Origin of the sequence: Psychrobacillus sp. FSL H8-0484 (assembly GCF_038005325.1) — a bacterium.
Classification (GTDB): Bacteria; Bacillota; Bacilli; order Bacillales_A; family Planococcaceae; genus Psychrobacillus.
In genome coordinates this window covers 3,694,107-3,711,055 of sequence record NZ_JBBOSZ010000001.1, presented here as the reverse complement: position 1 = coordinate 3,711,055, position 16,949 = coordinate 3,694,107, and the positions used below count along the sequence as shown (strand labels likewise).

At 37.5% G+C, this 16,949-nt stretch carries 16 protein-coding genes; 10 read left to right on the top strand and 6 right to left on the bottom strand.

All coding sequences use genetic code 11. From position 1 onward, the window contains the following. Positions 1-4: 4 nt before the first annotated feature. A complete protein-coding gene (locus MHH81_RS18210; protein ID WP_340923994.1) occupies positions 5-1,567 on the top strand; it encodes an aminotransferase class V-fold PLP-dependent enzyme in 1,563 nt (520 codons plus the stop codon). Positions 1,568-1,705: 138 nt separating this feature from the next. On the opposite strand, the gene MHH81_RS18205 is transcribed toward MHH81_RS18210, so the two are convergent. The 3 genes from MHH81_RS18205 to MHH81_RS18195 are packed head-to-tail and all read right to left on the bottom strand — an operon-like array spanning position 1,706 to position 4,450. Further along, positions 1,706-2,269 (bottom strand): hypothetical protein, encoded by a 564-nt coding sequence (locus MHH81_RS18205; protein ID WP_340923992.1) that lies wholly within the window; start codon positions 2,267-2,269, stop codon positions 1,706-1,708. Then, on the bottom strand, positions 2,266-3,168 hold the full coding sequence (locus MHH81_RS18200; protein ID WP_340923990.1) for a hypothetical protein: 903 nt from the start codon (positions 3,166-3,168) through the stop codon (positions 2,266-2,268). The genes MHH81_RS18205 and MHH81_RS18200 overlap by 4 nt, the downstream gene beginning before the upstream one ends. A 43-nt stretch (positions 3,169-3,211) precedes the next feature. Beyond that, positions 3,212-4,450 (bottom strand): helix-turn-helix domain-containing protein, encoded by a 1,239-nt coding sequence (locus MHH81_RS18195; protein WP_340923988.1) that lies wholly within the window; start codon positions 4,448-4,450, stop codon positions 3,212-3,214. Positions 4,451-4,562: 112 nt separating this feature from the next. Between MHH81_RS18195 and MHH81_RS18190 the strand changes: the two genes are divergently transcribed. Further along, positions 4,563-5,852, top strand: a complete 1,290-nt coding sequence (locus MHH81_RS18190; RefSeq protein WP_340923986.1) for an MFS transporter — start codon at positions 4,563-4,565, stop codon at positions 5,850-5,852. A 73-nt stretch (positions 5,853-5,925) separates the two neighbouring features. On the opposite strand, the gene MHH81_RS18185 is transcribed toward MHH81_RS18190, so the two are convergent. Beyond that, the gene (locus MHH81_RS18185) at positions 5,926-7,089 is read right to left on the bottom strand and encodes an MFS transporter (RefSeq protein WP_340923983.1); all 1,164 of its coding nucleotides are present in this window, start codon (positions 7,087-7,089) and stop codon (positions 5,926-5,928) included. Between the two features lie 200 nt (positions 7,090-7,289). Next, positions 7,290-7,703, bottom strand: coding sequence for a CBS domain-containing protein (locus tag MHH81_RS18180; RefSeq protein ID WP_340923981.1), 414 nt, complete (start codon positions 7,701-7,703; stop codon positions 7,290-7,292). A gap of 172 nt (positions 7,704-7,875) precedes the next feature. Between MHH81_RS18180 and MHH81_RS18175 the strand changes: the two genes are divergently transcribed. Then, complete coding sequence (locus MHH81_RS18175; RefSeq protein WP_340923978.1) at positions 7,876-8,013, top strand: Lmo0850 family protein; 138 nt, start codon at positions 7,876-7,878, stop codon at positions 8,011-8,013. A gap of 836 nt (positions 8,014-8,849) precedes the next feature. Here the strand turns inward: MHH81_RS18175 and MHH81_RS18170 are convergent. Next, positions 8,850-10,031, bottom strand: coding sequence for an FtsW/RodA/SpoVE family cell cycle protein (locus tag MHH81_RS18170; protein ID WP_340923974.1), 1,182 nt, complete (start codon positions 10,029-10,031; stop codon positions 8,850-8,852). 156 nt (positions 10,032-10,187) lie between these two features. On the opposite strand from MHH81_RS18170, the gene MHH81_RS18165 reads away from it, so the two are divergent. The 7 genes from MHH81_RS18165 to MHH81_RS18135 all read left to right on the top strand — a co-directional run bounded on the left by MHH81_RS18165 (position 10,188) and on the right by MHH81_RS18135 (position 16,854). Further along, positions 10,188-10,928 (top strand): hypothetical protein, encoded by a 741-nt coding sequence (locus tag MHH81_RS18165; protein ID WP_340923972.1) that lies wholly within the window; start codon positions 10,188-10,190, stop codon positions 10,926-10,928. 60 nt (positions 10,929-10,988) lie between these two features. After that, positions 10,989-11,321, top strand: coding sequence for a DMT family transporter (locus MHH81_RS18160; RefSeq protein WP_340923970.1), 333 nt, complete (start codon positions 10,989-10,991; stop codon positions 11,319-11,321). Then, on the top strand, positions 11,321-11,635 hold the full coding sequence (locus MHH81_RS18155) for a DMT family transporter (protein ID WP_340923968.1): 315 nt from the start codon (positions 11,321-11,323) through the stop codon (positions 11,633-11,635). The genes MHH81_RS18160 and MHH81_RS18155 overlap by 1 nt, the downstream gene beginning before the upstream one ends. 126 nt (positions 11,636-11,761) lie before the next feature. Next, positions 11,762-12,844: a D-alanine--D-alanine ligase gene (locus MHH81_RS18150; RefSeq protein WP_340923964.1), complete on the top strand. Its 1,083-nt coding sequence runs from the start codon at positions 11,762-11,764 to the stop codon at positions 12,842-12,844. Between the two features lie 5 nt (positions 12,845-12,849). Next, positions 12,850-14,220 (top strand): UDP-N-acetylmuramoyl-tripeptide--D-alanyl-D-alanine ligase, encoded by a 1,371-nt coding sequence (locus tag MHH81_RS18145; protein WP_340923961.1) that lies wholly within the window; start codon positions 12,850-12,852, stop codon positions 14,218-14,220. Between the two features lie 25 nt (positions 14,221-14,245). Continuing rightward, entirely contained in the window at positions 14,246-14,959 is a 714-nt protein-coding gene (locus tag MHH81_RS18140; RefSeq protein WP_340923957.1) for an alpha/beta hydrolase, read from the top strand. Between the two features lie 338 nt (positions 14,960-15,297). Then, positions 15,298-16,854 carry a DEAD/DEAH box helicase gene (locus MHH81_RS18135; RefSeq protein ID WP_340923955.1) on the top strand — a complete coding sequence of 519 codons (1,557 nt, stop codon included), beginning with the start codon at positions 15,298-15,300 and terminating at the stop codon, positions 16,852-16,854. The last annotated feature ends 95 nt before the right edge of the window (positions 16,855-16,949 follow it).

Sequence of the window (16,949 nt, the reverse complement as noted above, 5' to 3'; positions counted from 1 at the left end):
AAGGGTGTATTGGTGTAAAATTGCGCGTACGGAAAAAGAGTTTGAAGCTATTGCTAGATTAAATTACCAAACATTTGTGGAAGAAATTCCGCAGCACGAACCGGATCCAAGTGGAATGCGGGTAGATGCTTTCCATCATGAAAATGTGTATGTCATTGTATTAAAGGACCAGGAGCTTGCCGGAATGATTGCGTTTCGAGCTGCACGCCCCTTTTCCTTAGACCGAAAACTTGGGCCAGTAGAGGAGTTACTTCCTGAAGATGCGCTGAAGGGACTGTTGTGTGAAGTTCGATTAATGGCAGTTGATAAAGAACATCGAAATGGACGAGTATTTTATTATTTAGCACGAGCATTGTCTGATTATGCGTACGAAAATGGATACGGAGCGGCCGTTATATCTGGAACGGTTCGGGAACAAAAATTATATAACCAGCTAGGTTTTGAGCCATTTGCAGAAACAGTTGGAACAGGTGATGCTCTTTTTGTACCGATGGTGCTTACAAGAGAACGATTTGAACATTCCGTTGCGGCCCGTTTCAAGCAAAAAAGATATTCGTTTTATCCTGGGCCAGTACAACAATCTAAACCTATACAGCAAGCATTTTTAGAAAAACCAATATCTCACCGTTCGCATGAGTTTAAAGTGATGCTAGAGCGAGTGAAGACCCGACTTTTGACGATGAGTGGTGCGGCATATGTACATCTGTTAGTAGGAAGTGGAACGCTCGCCAACGAAGCGATGATTGCTCAATTACATGTGTTCGGTGAAAAGGGACTAATTCTTACAAATGGAGCTTTTGGAGAACGTTTGGAGAAACAAGCGAAAAGATGGAAGCTTTCATATGATGTAGAAGCATATGAGTGGGGAGCTTCTTTTGACCTAGGGTCTATTGAAAAAAAACTTGCAACAGGAAATTATAGTTGGTTGCTCATGACGCATGGCGAAACGTCTACAGGGATGTTAAATGATTTAAATAAGCTAGTAGAAATATGTAATCGGTATAATGTATTAGTCTGTGCAGATTGTGTGAGCTCTTTTGGGGCACTTCCTTTTCACATGGATGGGGTGTATTTAGCTACTGGAGTTAGTGGGAAAGCAATTGGCACAATGAGTGGATTAGCCTTTGTATTTTCCAATACAGAGATAATGGCTAGTGAGAGGATTCCAACTTATTTAGATATCGGGTTATCTTCGAATAATGCAGTGCCATTTACGGTGCCATCTCCATTTGTACAAAGTTTAGAAAATGCACTGATGGCATATGATAGGGGAGTTAGGTACGACCTTTTACATAATCGGTTGAAATTTATCGAAGAAGAAGTGGAAAAACATCAAATACAATTACTAGCAAATCATCCTTACCCGATGATTTTTACGTGGAAGGAAAATAGCTTTCCACATTTAGCAGAAGATGCGCGTATGTCGGGATTTGATCTTCATTATAAAAGTGATTATTTGCTAGAAAAAAACTTACTGCAAATTTCTTGTATTCAACCAGATTTCGAAGATGCTTGGACCAAGTTTATGAGTTGGTTTGAAAATTATCGCTCTTATCATAACGAATAATCGAATGAGTCGGAATGTAACCGGATAAAAATGATTCTGATCGTATAGAAACAAATCTGACCGGTTAAAAACTTATATGACCGCATAGCAGAAAAGGCCTTATCCAAGTCGATTTTGACTTAGACAACAGGCCTTTTTCTATGCATATCTCTCAAAAGATCCTTCTTCCGGAAATCTCTTGCGTATATTGTTTAAATACACGAGAAAAGATATTTCTACAATTAGGTAAAGTATGATAAGTAAAATAGATACTGGTAGCATTACGTCCATTGTCACATTCATTAAAAAGGATTGGATGAATAAAGAACTTAGTGTAACCGTCATATACCAATAAAACATCCGATTCGTGGATAATAAAGCACTATTGGAAGGAAGTAGTTTTGCAACCTCTCGTAGTAATTCAAATAAGAAATAAACAAGAATCACTTTTAGCAAACTAAGAAGTGTTGGGTAGTATGTTAACCAGCTAATCTGTTGAATAAATTGATCACTCATGAAGAAATTAGGTAGAGAAACGACTACTAAAATAATCGAAAGTACTTTCAAACTTTCATAGGATTGGGATGATATAGTGGCGATTTGTTTAATGCCATTGTAAATGAAAATATAGCCAATAAAGTCCGGGAGCAGGTCAACGATTATATGAATTTTAATAAATACTAAAAGGAAACCAATGAATAGTTGTTTAAATCCATTTCTCATTTCTCCTCACCTCTCGCTTTCTTCACGACGGTGTTCACTTGTTTTTGGGAAAAAATTGGGTCTACTTGAATAGAAATACCGTGTCTTATTGATTTTCCATGCGCATTGACTCCTGTCCAATCTTGCATAAGTGCTATTGGTTTTACGTCATCTATGTCATCTTTTGTATGAAAGAAAAGACCCACAGTATCTCCAACTTCTATTTGAAGTGGCCAATTTACATCTGTATATAGTGGAGCATCAATATCGGTCCAATTTTGCATGGATACTTCTTGTTCTTTTGAACTTCCTTTATTAGTATCTTTCCAAAGCATAATTTTGATATCTATATTTTGTTGTATTGCTTTTGGTAGCTCAAAAGCATTCATCGTAATTGCATCTTTTATATAAATTATCTCTCTTTCGGTCGTGTTGTTATAACTACCACCGCTCATATTAGCAAATTCAATGTCCTGTGGTTTATTCGGCTTAAAATTTAGCCTATCCACTTTTAGAGGAATCACTTGCCCATTTGTAAATCGTGCAAGAACGTTGTCTGTTTGAATACTTTCATGCAGGCGTTTTATATCATCTTCACTCAATGTGAAAAGTGCTTCCTTTAGAAAATGATGTGTGAATTCTTGCTTATATGATTGGGCGGAAGGTTCTCCAAACCATGGGAAATAGTTTCGTTCATTCGAGTAAGTGTATCCATCAACTAGTAGGCTATCTAATTCCACTACTTCGTTTTTATTCGTTATATAAAGCAGGGTGAAACTCGTATTCTCCGATGAAGGCACATCTATATACGTATTTAAAATAACTGGCTCTTTTAACTGCTTAGATTCAAAGTAGATGGTATTTCCAATCCAACTTATAAAAATGACGCTAACAACTCCCCAAAACCAATTCTTCTTCAATGATTAACCCCCTCTTTAGATAATCCTGTAGGAACGACAACAATTAATCAATAGACAAATTAGATTGTATCTTTTCATAAGTTTCTTGGATAAATGTTTTATACGGGGTATCTGGCATGACATTTATATGGTTTATAGCTGTTGTTGCTGCATCTAGTGCTTTTTCTTTTTGATTCATTTCCAAGTAACATAATGCAATATATGCATCCTTTCCATAGAAAATCGATAAATCAATTGGGTGATGAAGAACATCGGGAATCACAACATCATCTAGTTTGGCAATTGCTTCTTCATATTTTTGTAAACCAAATAAGGTTTTCCCTCTTTCTAGAAGAAAGAATGGTGCAAACAGTTTTTTGTTAATATCTTGCAGGGAGAATGTTCTGTATAAATGATCTGCTTCGATATACATTTTTTTAAATGAATTCAAGTAATGAATTTCGGCACAACGGATGAAAATTTTCGAATCCTCGTCATCTGCAAACTCACTATATGCAAGAAGTTTTTGTAAATAATAATCCATTTTTTCCTCATCCTCAGCCATCATCGCTTGAACAGCAGCTAATCTATATAAGTTATCCACTTGCTTAAATATTTTATTTTTATTTGAATACTCAATCGCTTTTTCCATTAAACGAATAGCGTCTTCATATTTGCCAACAGCAAAATATAATACAGCTTCTAAGTAGTCATAGTCTAATCGGGAGAGGGGGTCGATCCATAATGGGTTTGCTTCCAGTTTTGCACGTTCCGAAAGGAGAATATCTAGCGCTTCCTGATAGTTGTGATTAGTAAAAGGAATGACCGCAAGTACCGTTCCTATTTCTCCACGTTTTGCTGTCAAATTTAATTGTTCATACATTGTTGCAACACGTTTTAGGATAGTTTCAGATTCTTGTTGGTTATAACGTGATAAACATCTACTGTATAACTCGAGTAAACGTGCAGCCTCGTATCCTTGTGTAAGCTTTGGCACATAAGGCTCTACTAGATGAATTAATTGTTGGTGCTCATCTGTTAAGTCATCATATTTCGTATTAAAAAGTATTTCTGCTTTTTCTAAGACCTCTCTTAATTCATGACCACTTACCTCTTCCAAAAGCTCTGTCACATCTACGCTCAATTGATCTGCTATATAATTCAAACTTTCCATAGAAGGATTCGCTTTATTATTTTCAATTAAGCTGAGCATGCCTTTTGTAAGTTCTGTTCCAGCAAGGGATTCTAACGTCATTTTCTGTTGTTTTCTAAGTTTGCGTATACGTTCGCCCAATGTTGGCATATTCTTCACCTCATTTAATTAGTTTAATTATATTAAACTTTTTGTTGAAATGGAAGGTATAATATGGTATTATTTGTATAATTTTATTAAACTTTTCAAAGGGGAAATGAAAATGGAAGAAGTGTTTAAGCTTAAAAGGGCAACTTATCATTTGTGGACTTTTACAATAAGTAAGCTCGTATCAAGTTTTGGGGCGTCAGTATATTCATTTGCAATTAGTTTTTATATTTTACAATTGACTGGGTCAGCAACTAGCTTCGCAGCAAATTTAATATGTAGTATCCTACCAAGAACTTTAGTTGCACCTTTTGCGGGGTATGCGGCGGATAAGTACTCAAGAAAGATGATCGTTATTGTGGCACAAATTGCTACAACAATAGCGATAGGGGGACTGCTCATTGTAAGCTTAACGGCAGGATTATCGCTAGCAGCAATTTACACGACAACTGTCATCTTATCATTAACGTCATTATTTTCTGGGGTAACGTTTAGTTCGTCTATCACTGGGCTTGTAGATGAGACAAGAATTCAAAAAGCGATGTCATTAAACCAAATGTCTATTTCGTTTGCATCAATCGGAAGTCCAGCGGTAGGTGGGTTGTTGTACGGTACCGTTCCAATGCCTGTGTTTCTTATTATGTACCTAGTGGCATCAATCATAGCGGTTATTTTAGAATCCACGATGAACTTTAATTTATTTGCGAAACGAAAAGAGACAGTAGAAGGGGAAGAAAAGGAGCCAATGCTTCAGAGTATGAAAGCAGGTTTCAACTATGCAATGAAACAACCACTTTTAAAAATTTTGATCGTCATTTCGCTTCTTATTAATTTCCTTTTTGGTGCATTCCAAGTAGGATATTCCTTTATATTAATTGAAAAATTAAAAATAGGCGCACAGCATTTTGGATTTACAGAAGGTGCATTCGCAATAGGAATGTTACTCCTGTCGATTTATTTTTCAGCTCGTAAAGAGCTTAAATATCCTTTTTTAGTTTCAAAATGGAGTATTGTTACCCTAGGGGTGATTATGGGGTCTATAGCTATACCGTTATTAATTAATATGTCCTATGTTGTTACAGTAGGTTTTTATATTTTATTGATGTTTATTTTTGGAGCATCGATGATCGTTACGAATACGCCACTGCAAGTAATGATGCAAAAAATGATTGAAGATGATTATAAAGGCCGGGTTTTTTCCATTTTAGAAACCGGTGCTATGGCATTGATGCCTGTTGGAATGGTATTGTTCGGATTTTTATATGATGTTTTACCAGCGCAGATTATATTGATTGTGTCTAGCGTTTTATTAATCGGTGTTATGTTAATAATGGCGAGACCATCCGTAGTAAGATCTGCCCATCCCGAATTAGCAAAAGTAACTCCTCAACTTGAAATAAAATAGGAAAAATGCCAAGGAGACTATTAGTGAGGTCTTCTTGGCATTTGTTTTATGTTATGTCGTTAAATCATCAATCTCACGCGGCATCTTTCAAAGACTTCGTTGATTTGCGGTAGGCGAAAATCAATCCAATTGAAAGAACTGCTAGTACACCAGATAGTACATAAATATTATCTGGTTGTTTTGTAAATAACCATGCGAATAATAGTGGACCAATGATCCGGCCTAAATTATCCATCGAATACGTCATTCCAGCGGCAGTTCCATATCTTCCGCCAGATTCCTTCGAAGTAAGCGAAACAATCGTTGTTCTAGCAAGCGCATTACCCGCAGTGAATACACATAATGATAATCCAGCCCAGAAAATACTATTCGTAAATACTGTTAGGAATAGTCCGATAGCAGTAATGATTTGTGCGTACATTAGCCAAGTTGTCTCGGTACCATTTTTAATACGTCGCACAACTCCACCTTGAATGGCAGCGTCTACAAATCCACTAAACATGAATAGATAGCCTATTTGTAAAGGCGTAATTTCGACTCTCTCAATTTGAAACAGCTGGAACGTTGCTTCCAAGCCAGCAAGTAAAAACGTAACCATGAATGAAAACAGGAACAGGTATTTAATGCGGTATGACCAAAGACTTGCCGCACCTTTTGGAAGAAGCGCGCGTTTATTCGCTTCACCGGAACGTTCTGGTTCTTTTAAGATAATTAATGCGTATACAAAAATTATTAACAATAAAATGGCAGAAACTGTGAATGGAAGAGATAGGCTAACATGCCCTAGAACACCACCGATAGCAGGTCCGAAGATAAAGCCTAAACCAATGGACATCCCAAGGAATCCCATATACTTATTGCGATTTTCTTCATCTGATAAATCTGCTGCAAACCCAGTCACAGCTGCGTAAAGGGCACCAGAGAATAGTCCCCCAACTACTCGGGACAAGTAAAGCATAAATAACGAATCAACGAAGAGTGAAAATAGCCAGAAGCTTAAACTGAACCCAACGAGTCCAACTAAAATAAGTGTTTTTCTGCCAATTCGATCGGATAGCATCCCCCAAAGTGGAGCAGTAAAAAAAGATGCTAGTGAGTAAACCGTTAATAAACCGCCAACATGAATTTCATTGTAATTTTGCTGCAAAATAACCTCAGGTAACACTGGAATTATGATCCCGAAACCAAGGTAAACTAAAAATTGAATGGACATTAAAATGAAAATGGTCTTTTTCATGCATAACCCCGCTTTCTGCAAATCTTCTACTCTATATTAAGCGTTTCTGTTTAGTATAACACGTTGTAATCGCTCATTGTAAAAGACAGTATGTGCTCATAGCTAATATTTTCATCCATTAAATGGCCGTAAGCAACAAACCACCGCTCAAACGCGACAAAGGAGCCATCCTATTAATAAAAAAGGGATAGCTCCTATGATTAATAATGTCTTGGTTCGGATATGCTTTCCATAGCGTTTGAAATTTCCTGGACATGTGGGAAGGGGAATGCTAAATCAGCTAAAGACACAAAGCCTACAAGCGCACCATTTTCGACCACGGGCAGTCGTCGAACTTGATTGCGTCCCATTACGGTAGCAGCCTCGATTGTAGATTCATTAGGGGAAACGGAAATAACCGATTTGGTCATTACATCTTCTACTTTGCTTTTAACGTCTTTAGCAACGGACCTTATGACAATATCTCGATCTGTAATCATTCCCACTAATTTTTTATTACTCACGACGGGCAAGCAACCAATATCAAGTGTTCGCATTTGATCCGCAACTTCACTTACATAATCTTGTGGATTGCATGTAACAACTTCTTTACTCATCACATCTTTTACATTCAATGAAATCACTCCTTTAGGAGGTAGCTTGGTTTACATTTGCTTAAAATATGTAACACAATTGAAAGGTTTAAAAGTGTGAGTAAGTGGTATAATAGGATAGAAAAAATAAAAAAATAAGAAACTTTTTTTAATATAAATCGTATTAATAATTGGGAAGGACGAGGTGGAAAGAATGGCTAAGGAAGTTGATTTAAAGAAAATTGTAAGTAATCTAGCAAAACTTGGTGTGACTGTTACAATGACAAAATCGAGACTTGACATGCTTAAAGCGTTAGCACCACCAGCACAAAGTCCTCACGTGCACAGTTAAAAAAGGGAGACTGGAAGAACTCGTTTAAAACGAACTTTCTAGTCTCCTTTTTTCATGAATAAGAAAGTATATAATTTTCCGTTCCAGGCGGACGTTTTCCGCGGGGTGAGCGATGAGCTATCACCGTAGCTCACGCGTCCGTTGTGATGTCTCATCTGTCTCACTCATCCCGCTAGAGTCGCCGCCTTCCAATACAATCAAGTAAATGTTTTCAAATCTATCATAAAAGTGCATAAAGTCACTGGTACTTTGAACGATAGTAAAATGCAGAGGATTGTATACAAGGTAAGGTAGAGGGGATGGACCTGTTAGCTAGCAAGAATCTTTAAGAAGAGATTTGCTAATTTTCTTCTACTGAAGAGTATATGACCAAAAAATAGTTAGCATCTAATGTATAGAGGAGCACTAGGGCACACGAAATTGCATCTTCGGAGGCCCGCACGATGCGGGTCAGACAGTCGTTGCGAAATGTTCTTTTATTTTGCGACGAGCTTTGCGCAGGAGCACCACGATGTCGAGTTCCTAGACTGTCCTCCTTTATAAAAGGTTGGAAAGCATCTATTCACTCATTATCCAAAAAGATCTTAAACTTATTCGTACTGTTGAAGGAGGGCGACGGACAGACAAACGCCATAAGATTACAGAGAAAAGAGAGGCTGGTCGTGACGTCAGTCACGACCAGCCTCTCTTAAAAATCAATCGGTAATGATATAGCAATAAGTCTGTCCAAAGACCTCCGAAAACGATACAAAACAGGTTTTGTACTTAGAGCGCGCTTGTGCTTTTCCTATGTCAGATAAGAAAGTTTCAACTTCCCTATCTGACATCTGTCTAGTTTAATCATCTTCATTTTTAGCGAACATATACGTTTTATGATGGAACTTCATGCTAAATACTAAACCGATTGCAAGCATATTCCCCATGAGCGAACTACCGCCATAGCTAATAAATGGAAGTGGAATCCCTGTGATTGGTAGTAACTGAATCGTCATTCCGATGTTTTCGAATACATGGAATGTAATCATAGCAATTATTCCTGCACATACATACGTACTATACGCATCTTTTAACTGAAGCGTAATTTTTGTTAAATGAAAAATAAGTAAAAAGAAAATACTTATGACAATACTTGCTCCTACAAATCCATATTCTTCACCAATAACAGCGAAAATAAAATCCGTATGGTTTTCAGGAACATATACTTCCCGACCGCCATAACCTTTCCCAAAGATCTCTCCAGAACCAATAGCGTTCAAGGAGGTAATTAAATGCAGTCCTTCATCTGAAGCATAGGAATAGGGATCTAGCCAAGAGTAAATGCGGGCAAATTGATAAGGATCAAATCCGAATTTATCCTGCAAGAAATCTTGCATATAAAGAGCCATCCATAATAGTATTGCTCCTAGACCTGCTCCTCCCAAAAATACCGGGAGAATTATTTTCCATGTAATACCGGCTACAATTACTAATGCAGCTGTTATTGCAAGAAATACTAAGGAAGTACCGAGGTCTGGCTGAGTTAAGATAAACGCTAAAGGAATAATTAATGTGATACCAATTTTACCCAGTAATATAAAATCAGTTTTCAATGTTTTCATTAAGTACGTTTCGTTGTGCTTTGTTATTAATCGAGCAAGTCCTAAAATATAGAACGTCTTCATAAACTCTGCGGGCTGTATATCACCGACAGGTAAATGAAACCAACTTTTTGCACCATTTCGTGGTTCTACTAAAGCTAAAGAGTCAGGCAGGATAAAAAGGATAGCAAGAAGCAGTACGCCTATCCCGTAAATAAACCAGGACATCTTCTTATATTGTTCTGGTTCAAAAAACATAACAAACCCAATAATGACGGTTCCAACTATATACCAAAAAAGTTGTTTAGGAATAAAGTTTGTAGTATATTGACCAGATGTTTGCGCGGAAGAAATCGCCAACAAACTAATGATAAGAAATAATAATATTATAAAAGCGAGCGTCCAATCAAATCGATCGGCAAAGCTTTTTTTATTTTCCATGAGAGTCACCTATATTTCTTTCAAATTTCACCTTTTTTATTATAGCTTAAAAGATTGTTTTTTGCTTGTCGGTTATTAGAGACGTTATTAGAAAAACAGATGTTTCATTAGAAGAAATTATGCTAATATATAACATACGATGAAGGAGTGAATTCAGTGGCAAAAAAAGAGAAAGACATAGATGAATATTTGACTCATTTATATGTCCATGTAAATGAGGTAGAGCATTTTGCTTTGTTTAGTGGTATATCAGTTCAACGGTTTATAAGGTATTTCTCTGACCTGTCATCTCTTTTATTACTGAAACATCGATATGAAGATGCGTCTTTTAATATGCATACACAGTTAGAATTCATAGTGCCAGAAGAATACAATCGTTTCTTAAAGGATTTTGCGGAAAGACCGACAGCCTTATGCTTCTTAGATTTCGCGGATGAACGTAAATTAAATGTGCTTTCGCCACAGGAACAAGCAGAGCTCTTATACATAGCCCATAAAAAAGAAGCTTTTCGTTCACCTTTTTATCATCATCTGCAAAACAGATTTGTCTATTTAACAGATGAAGGGGAGCAAATAACAAAAATCTATTTCCGAGATATAGAAGATTTCAATAATTTGGTGGCTAGTATATTTAATCAGCAAATAAGTGACAAAACAAAATCTACAGCTTTTTGGCGTAAAAAGAACAATATTGTCTTGCCAGAGTTATCTTCGCAAAAAGTAGAGACATATGCTGATTGCTTTGAAGATGGCGTGCTAATGTCCTTATTTAAATTAGGAAAAACAAATTATGGAATTGAAATTCGAAGCTTACCCGAAAATATATTTCCAGACGAAGTGCTAAGTGATTTAAAACATCATTTAGATAAGCAGGCTGATTTTTTAATAGAAATATAAAAAGACGCTTTTGCTACGTTCAGTTGCAAAAGCGTTTATTGTGTGGTTGAGGTGATAGAAATGGCTTGGATTTTACTAATACTTGCAGGAATGACGGAAATAGTGTGGGCGATAGGATTAAAGGAAGCAAATGCTTTTACGGAGCTTCTTCCATCTATTGTAACAATTATCTTTTTAGTCATTAGTTTTTTCTTATTTGCACATGCGATGAAGACGATTCCTATTGGAACAGCATATGCTATATTTACCGGGATTGGCGCAGCAGGAACTGCGATAGTTGGTATTCTGTGGTTTAACGAAACGATAAGCTTCAGCAAAATATTCTTTTTATGTTTATTACTCTTTGGCATCATTGGACTGAAGTTGGTGGACGATGAACAGGAGGAAGAATAATGGAATGGCTCATATTAGTTGTTGCAGGTTTGTGTGAGGTAGCATTCGTGGTGAATATGAAGCTATCCGAGGGATTTAAAAAGGTGAAATACACGATTTTTACGATTATTTCTGCTAGTTTAAGCTTTTTCTTATTGTCCTTAGCATTAAAAGATATTCCTGTTGGTACTGGATATGCGGTATGGACAGGAATTGGAGCAGCAGGTAGTGTACTACTCGGCATGTACTTTTTTCAGGAGAAAAAGAGTCGGAAGAAAATCTTCTATTTAAGCTGCATTATTTTCGGAGTAGTCGGCCTAAAATTATTCGGTTAATTTTAGACTGTTGTAAAATGTAGCATTTAGTCTGAAGTAACAGCTTGGAATTTTGAGTTATTATTCAACTAATGAGATGGTCCGTGATAAACTAGTACTATCCAAAACATGGAGGTTATTGAACAAATGAAAATTAAATTAGGTTTATTATATGGTGGAAAATCTGCAGAGCACGAAGTGTCTTTATTGACAGCGAGAGCAGTTACACAAGCGATTAACTTTGATAAATATGAAGTCTACCCAATCTTTATCACGAAAACAGGCGAGTGGAGAAAAGGGAATGTCCTAGCAGGTCCTGCAAAAACGGTGGAATCATTGAAAATAGGGAATGAAACAAGCAAGCCAAATACAATAACGAGCTTCTTGCCAGTAGAAGGAGATGAGGCTTCGCATCTGGATGTTATTTTCCCTTTACTTCATGGTCCTAATGGAGAAGATGGAACCGTGCAAGGGCTACTAGAAGTATTGAACATACCGTATGTTGGGAATGGCGTTTTGGCATCTGCTGCTGGGATGGATAAAGTGGTCATGAAGCAATTATTCGCGCAAGCAGGCTTATCGCAAGTTCCTTATATGTATTTCATTCGCAACGAGTGGAAAAATAATCAAGAAGCCTTGGTCGATAAAATGCAAGAAAATTTGAAATGGCCTTTATTTGTGAAACCTGCAAACCTAGGATCTAGTGTAGGTATTACAAAAGCTGCAAACCGAGAAGAACTAATCAAAGCAGTGGAGTTTGCTTTTAAATATGATCGTAAAATCATTGTAGAGCAGGGCATTGTGGCGCGTGAACTAGAAATGAGTGTTCTTGGGAATGATTCACCGAAATGTTCGGTGGCAGGTGAAGTTTTGCCGACAAAAGATTTCTATGATTACGAAGCAAAATATGAGGATGGTACGACGAACTATGCTATTCCAGCTGTTGTTTCTAACGAGTTATTGAAAAAGATGGAAGACGCTGCAATTCGTGCGTTTAAAGTTTTAGATTGTTCTGGGCTTGTTCGTGCTGATTTCTTTGTTACGGACAATGAACAGGTAATTATTAATGAAGTGAATACGATGCCAGGATTTACGCCGATTAGCATGTATCCAAAACTTTGGATGGAATCAGGTTTGTCTTATTCAGAACTAATTGAAGAACTGATTACTCTGGCGATCGAACGCTACGAGGAAAAACAACAGCTTGAGCATTCAAAGGATGGAGAGTGACCAAGTTGAAAAAAAAATTATCAGTAATAGCTAACTGGTTACAACTAGAGCAATTACTTGAACATAATCCCCTTGTAACAGGAGTATCGATTAATACGAGAACATTGCAACCTGGAGATCTATTTATTCCTTTTCGTGGGGAGAGTGTAAATGGACATCAATTCGTACAGGATGCTTTTGAAAAAGGAGCAGCGGCTTCTTTATGGTTAAAGGATGAACCGAATCCTCCAAAGGACGTTCCGCTTTTATATGTGGAGAGTGGGGAAAAAGCACTTCAACAAATGGCGACCGCATATCGTGCGGAGTTACAGACTGTTTTTATCGGTATAACCGGCTCTAACGGGAAAACATCTACAAAAGATTTAGTTGCAGGTATGCTTTCTCCGTATTTCCGAGTGAAAAAGACAGAGGGTAACTTTAATAATGAATTAGGATTACCATTAACGATTTTATCGCTGGAAGAAGATACGGAGTTTGCAGTGCTAGAAATGGGTATGAGTTCCTTTGGAGAAATTGAGTTTCTCTCGAATCTAGCGAAGCCCACATACGCAGTCATTACAAACATTGGAGAAGCACATATGCAGGATCTTGGTTCTCGAGAAGGTATTGCAAAAGCGAAATTTGAAATTATCTCCGGTCTAAATGAGCAAGGGCAACTCTTCTATGATGGGGATGAACCGCTACTTCGTCCGTTTATTGAAAGCGTTCCTTCTATTAAATCGAAATCGTTCGGTGCAAAGGAAGAGAACGATTTACGTATTAGGGAAGTTAGGTTTACGGAACAAGGTAGTGCGTTCCGTGTAGAAGGGGAACTGAACGAAGAAATGTCGATTCCAGTTCTTGGAGAGCATCAAGTGAAAAATACATTATCGGCTTTATTAATTGGAAAAGAAGTTGGGTTAACTGCTGAACAAATGCGAGAAGCCTTAAAACAAATTGTTTTAACAGATATGCGTATGCAAGTGATAGAAGCCTCTAACGGAGGAATCTTTATCAATGATGCTTATAATGCGGCACCAACTTCCATGAGAGCAGCTATTTCCTTTTTGGAGAAATCATTTATTAAGCCGGATAAGTGGCTAGTCCTTGGTGATATGCTAGAGCTTGGTGCGAACGAAAAGCAATACCATGAAGAGATGAGTGCATCTATTTCAAATGAGGTATTTTCCGGGGTTTGTTTATTTGGACCACGAATGAAATGGTTATTTAACGAGTTAACAACGCAGTTTAACAAAGACCAGCTTTTATGGGTAGAAAATGATTATGACCAACTTATTTCGTTTTTAAATAATAAAATAAATGAACAATCCATTGTTTTAGTAAAAGGCTCACGGGGAATGAAGCTAGAAAAAGTGATTGAGCCTTTTCAAAAATAACTAATCAGAATGGGGTAGTGGCAACATGAAAACGGGAGTACTTTGTATTCATGGTTTTACTGGTGGACCATATGAATTGCAGCCACTTGTAGAATATTTGGAAGCAAATACAGACTGGCAAATTGTTGTCCCTACACTTCCTGGTCATGGAGAAACGCTGGAACTTAAAAGAGTAACAGCGGAAACATGGATGATGGCCGCTGAGCAGGCTCTTCGCCAACTGCAAAAAGAAGTGGATTGTGTATACGTGATTGGATTTTCAATGGGTGGAATTATTGCCATATATTTAGCGCTCCGCTATAAAATAGAGAAGCTAGTGTTATTAAGTGCTGCTGCAAAATATATTTATCCTACTCAATTACTTCAAGATGTTCGAGATATTGCAAAAGAAGCAATGACAGGAACACTAGAGGACAACACACTTTATCAATTGTATAGTGCAAAATTACGAAACACGCCTATTCATGCAGCAATTGAGTTTATGCGATTAGTTAGAATGGTTGAGCAGTATTATGGGCAAATAAATATTCCTGTCTGTCTAGTGCAAGGGAAGAAAGATGGAATTGTACCATTCACAACAGCCCCATATTTATTTGATCATATAAGTTCCGAAACGAAAAAACTTATTTATTCCGAAACAGGCAAGCATCATATTTGCTATAGTGATGACTGTAACGATTGGTTTCCTCAAACTTTTTCTTTTTTAATAGAGGATGAAGAAATACAAGGAACTAATTAACTAATTATTATAACAGTTGCGTATTATTTGCAACTCATTATAAGACATGGTATACTACGTTCAGAGCAATGGATACATTTTGTGTGAAGACTCTTCAGCTTTTTATTGAAGAGTACTTTTTTTTGAACATAACGGTTAGTTATTGTAGTAGGATGTTTCCTCTAATTAACGAACCGCTCGGCAAAAGACCGGGCTTTCCCTTTATATAAGACCCCTCTGATCTAAAACCACAGAGAATTTTAAGTAACGGAAACGTTCCTCGTATAGGCTCGAATTTGCCGCAATTTCATCTGAAAATGTAACCATTTGTCAAAACAGAACAAAAAGGAGATTAAATTTTGACAAATTTTTCAGAATTAAATATTAGTGCTTCTACATTAAAATCCGTTCAACGTATGGGATTTGAAGAAGCAACACCAATCCAAGAAGGTACTATTACACATGCTATGAGTGGTCGCGATGTTATTGGTCAAGCACAAACTGGTACTGGTAAAACTGCCGCTTTCGGTATTCCGATGATTGAAAAAATAGATACAAAAAACCCGAATATCCAAGCGTTAATTATCGCTCCAACTCGTGAACTTGCAATTCAAGTTTCAGAAGAGCTTTATAAATTAGGATACGACAAAAAGGTTCGTCTTTTATCTGTATATGGTGGTCAAGAAATTAGCCGTCAAATTCGTGCACTTAAAAACAAACCTCAAGTAATCGTTGGTACACCTGGTCGTATTCTTGACCACATCAACCGTCGTACGTTGAAACTTGATCAAGTCCAAACACTTATCTTAGACGAAGCAGATGAAATGCTTAACATGGGCTTCATCGAAGATATCAACACAATTTTAGAAAGCATTCCTGCTGAACGTCAAACATTATTGTTCTCAGCTACAATGCCAGGACCAATCCGTAAAATTGCTGATAAATTCATGAAAGAACCTGTTGAAGTAAAAATCAAGTCTAAAGAAATGACTGTTGAAAACATTGAACAGTTCTACGTAAAAGCTACTGAGCGTGAAAAATTTGATGTTCTTTCTAGAATCTTAAACGTTCACCAACCAGAGCTTGCAATTATTTTTGGTCGTACAAAACGTCGCGTAGACGAATTAGCACATGCTCTAAGCATTCGTGGTTACCTTGCAGAAGGAATCCATGGTGATTTAAGCCAAGCTAAACGTATGTCAGTATTAAAACAATTTAAATCAAATAAAATCGACATCCTTGTTGCAACAGATGTAGCGGCACGTGGATTAGATATTTCTGGCGTAACGCATGTTTACAACTTTGACATTCCACAAGATCCTGAAAGTTATGTTCACCGTATCGGTCGTACAGGACGCGCAGGGAAAAGTGGTATTGCTGTAACTTTCGTAACACCAAGAGAAATGGGTTACTTACGTATTGTAGAAGATACTACGAAAAAACGTATGACTGCTCTTACTCCACCAAGTTCAGATGAAGCATTGATCGGTCAACAACGTGTTGCAATTGATACTTTATCAGAAATCGTGAACAAAAATGATTTAGGTGATTACCGTACACTTGCTGCGGAAATGCTTGGAAAATTTGAAGCAGTAGACGTAATTGCTGCAGCTTTAAAATCATTAACAAAAGAGCCAAACGATACACCAATCGCTCTTTCTGAAGAACGCCCATTACCAGCTCGTAGAGAACGTAGCGGTGGAGGCGGACGCAGCGGTGGCGGTGGTTACAAAGGTAACCGTAGCGGCGGCGGCGGACGTAGTTCATCAAGTCGTGGAGGAAGCGATCGCGGATCATCTTCACGTTCAGGTGGCGGTTCTCGTCCAAGCGCTAGCGGCTCACGTCGTAGCAGTGGTCCACGTGACGGCTCTACACAACGTAGCACTAGAACTCGTTCAACACGTAGCGAAAACTAATAATACAATTCAAAGGATGAATCTTACATTTCGATGTAGGATTCATCCTTTTTTTATTGGATAGGCGCGGTTAAGGGCTGCCAAGACCGCAGAGC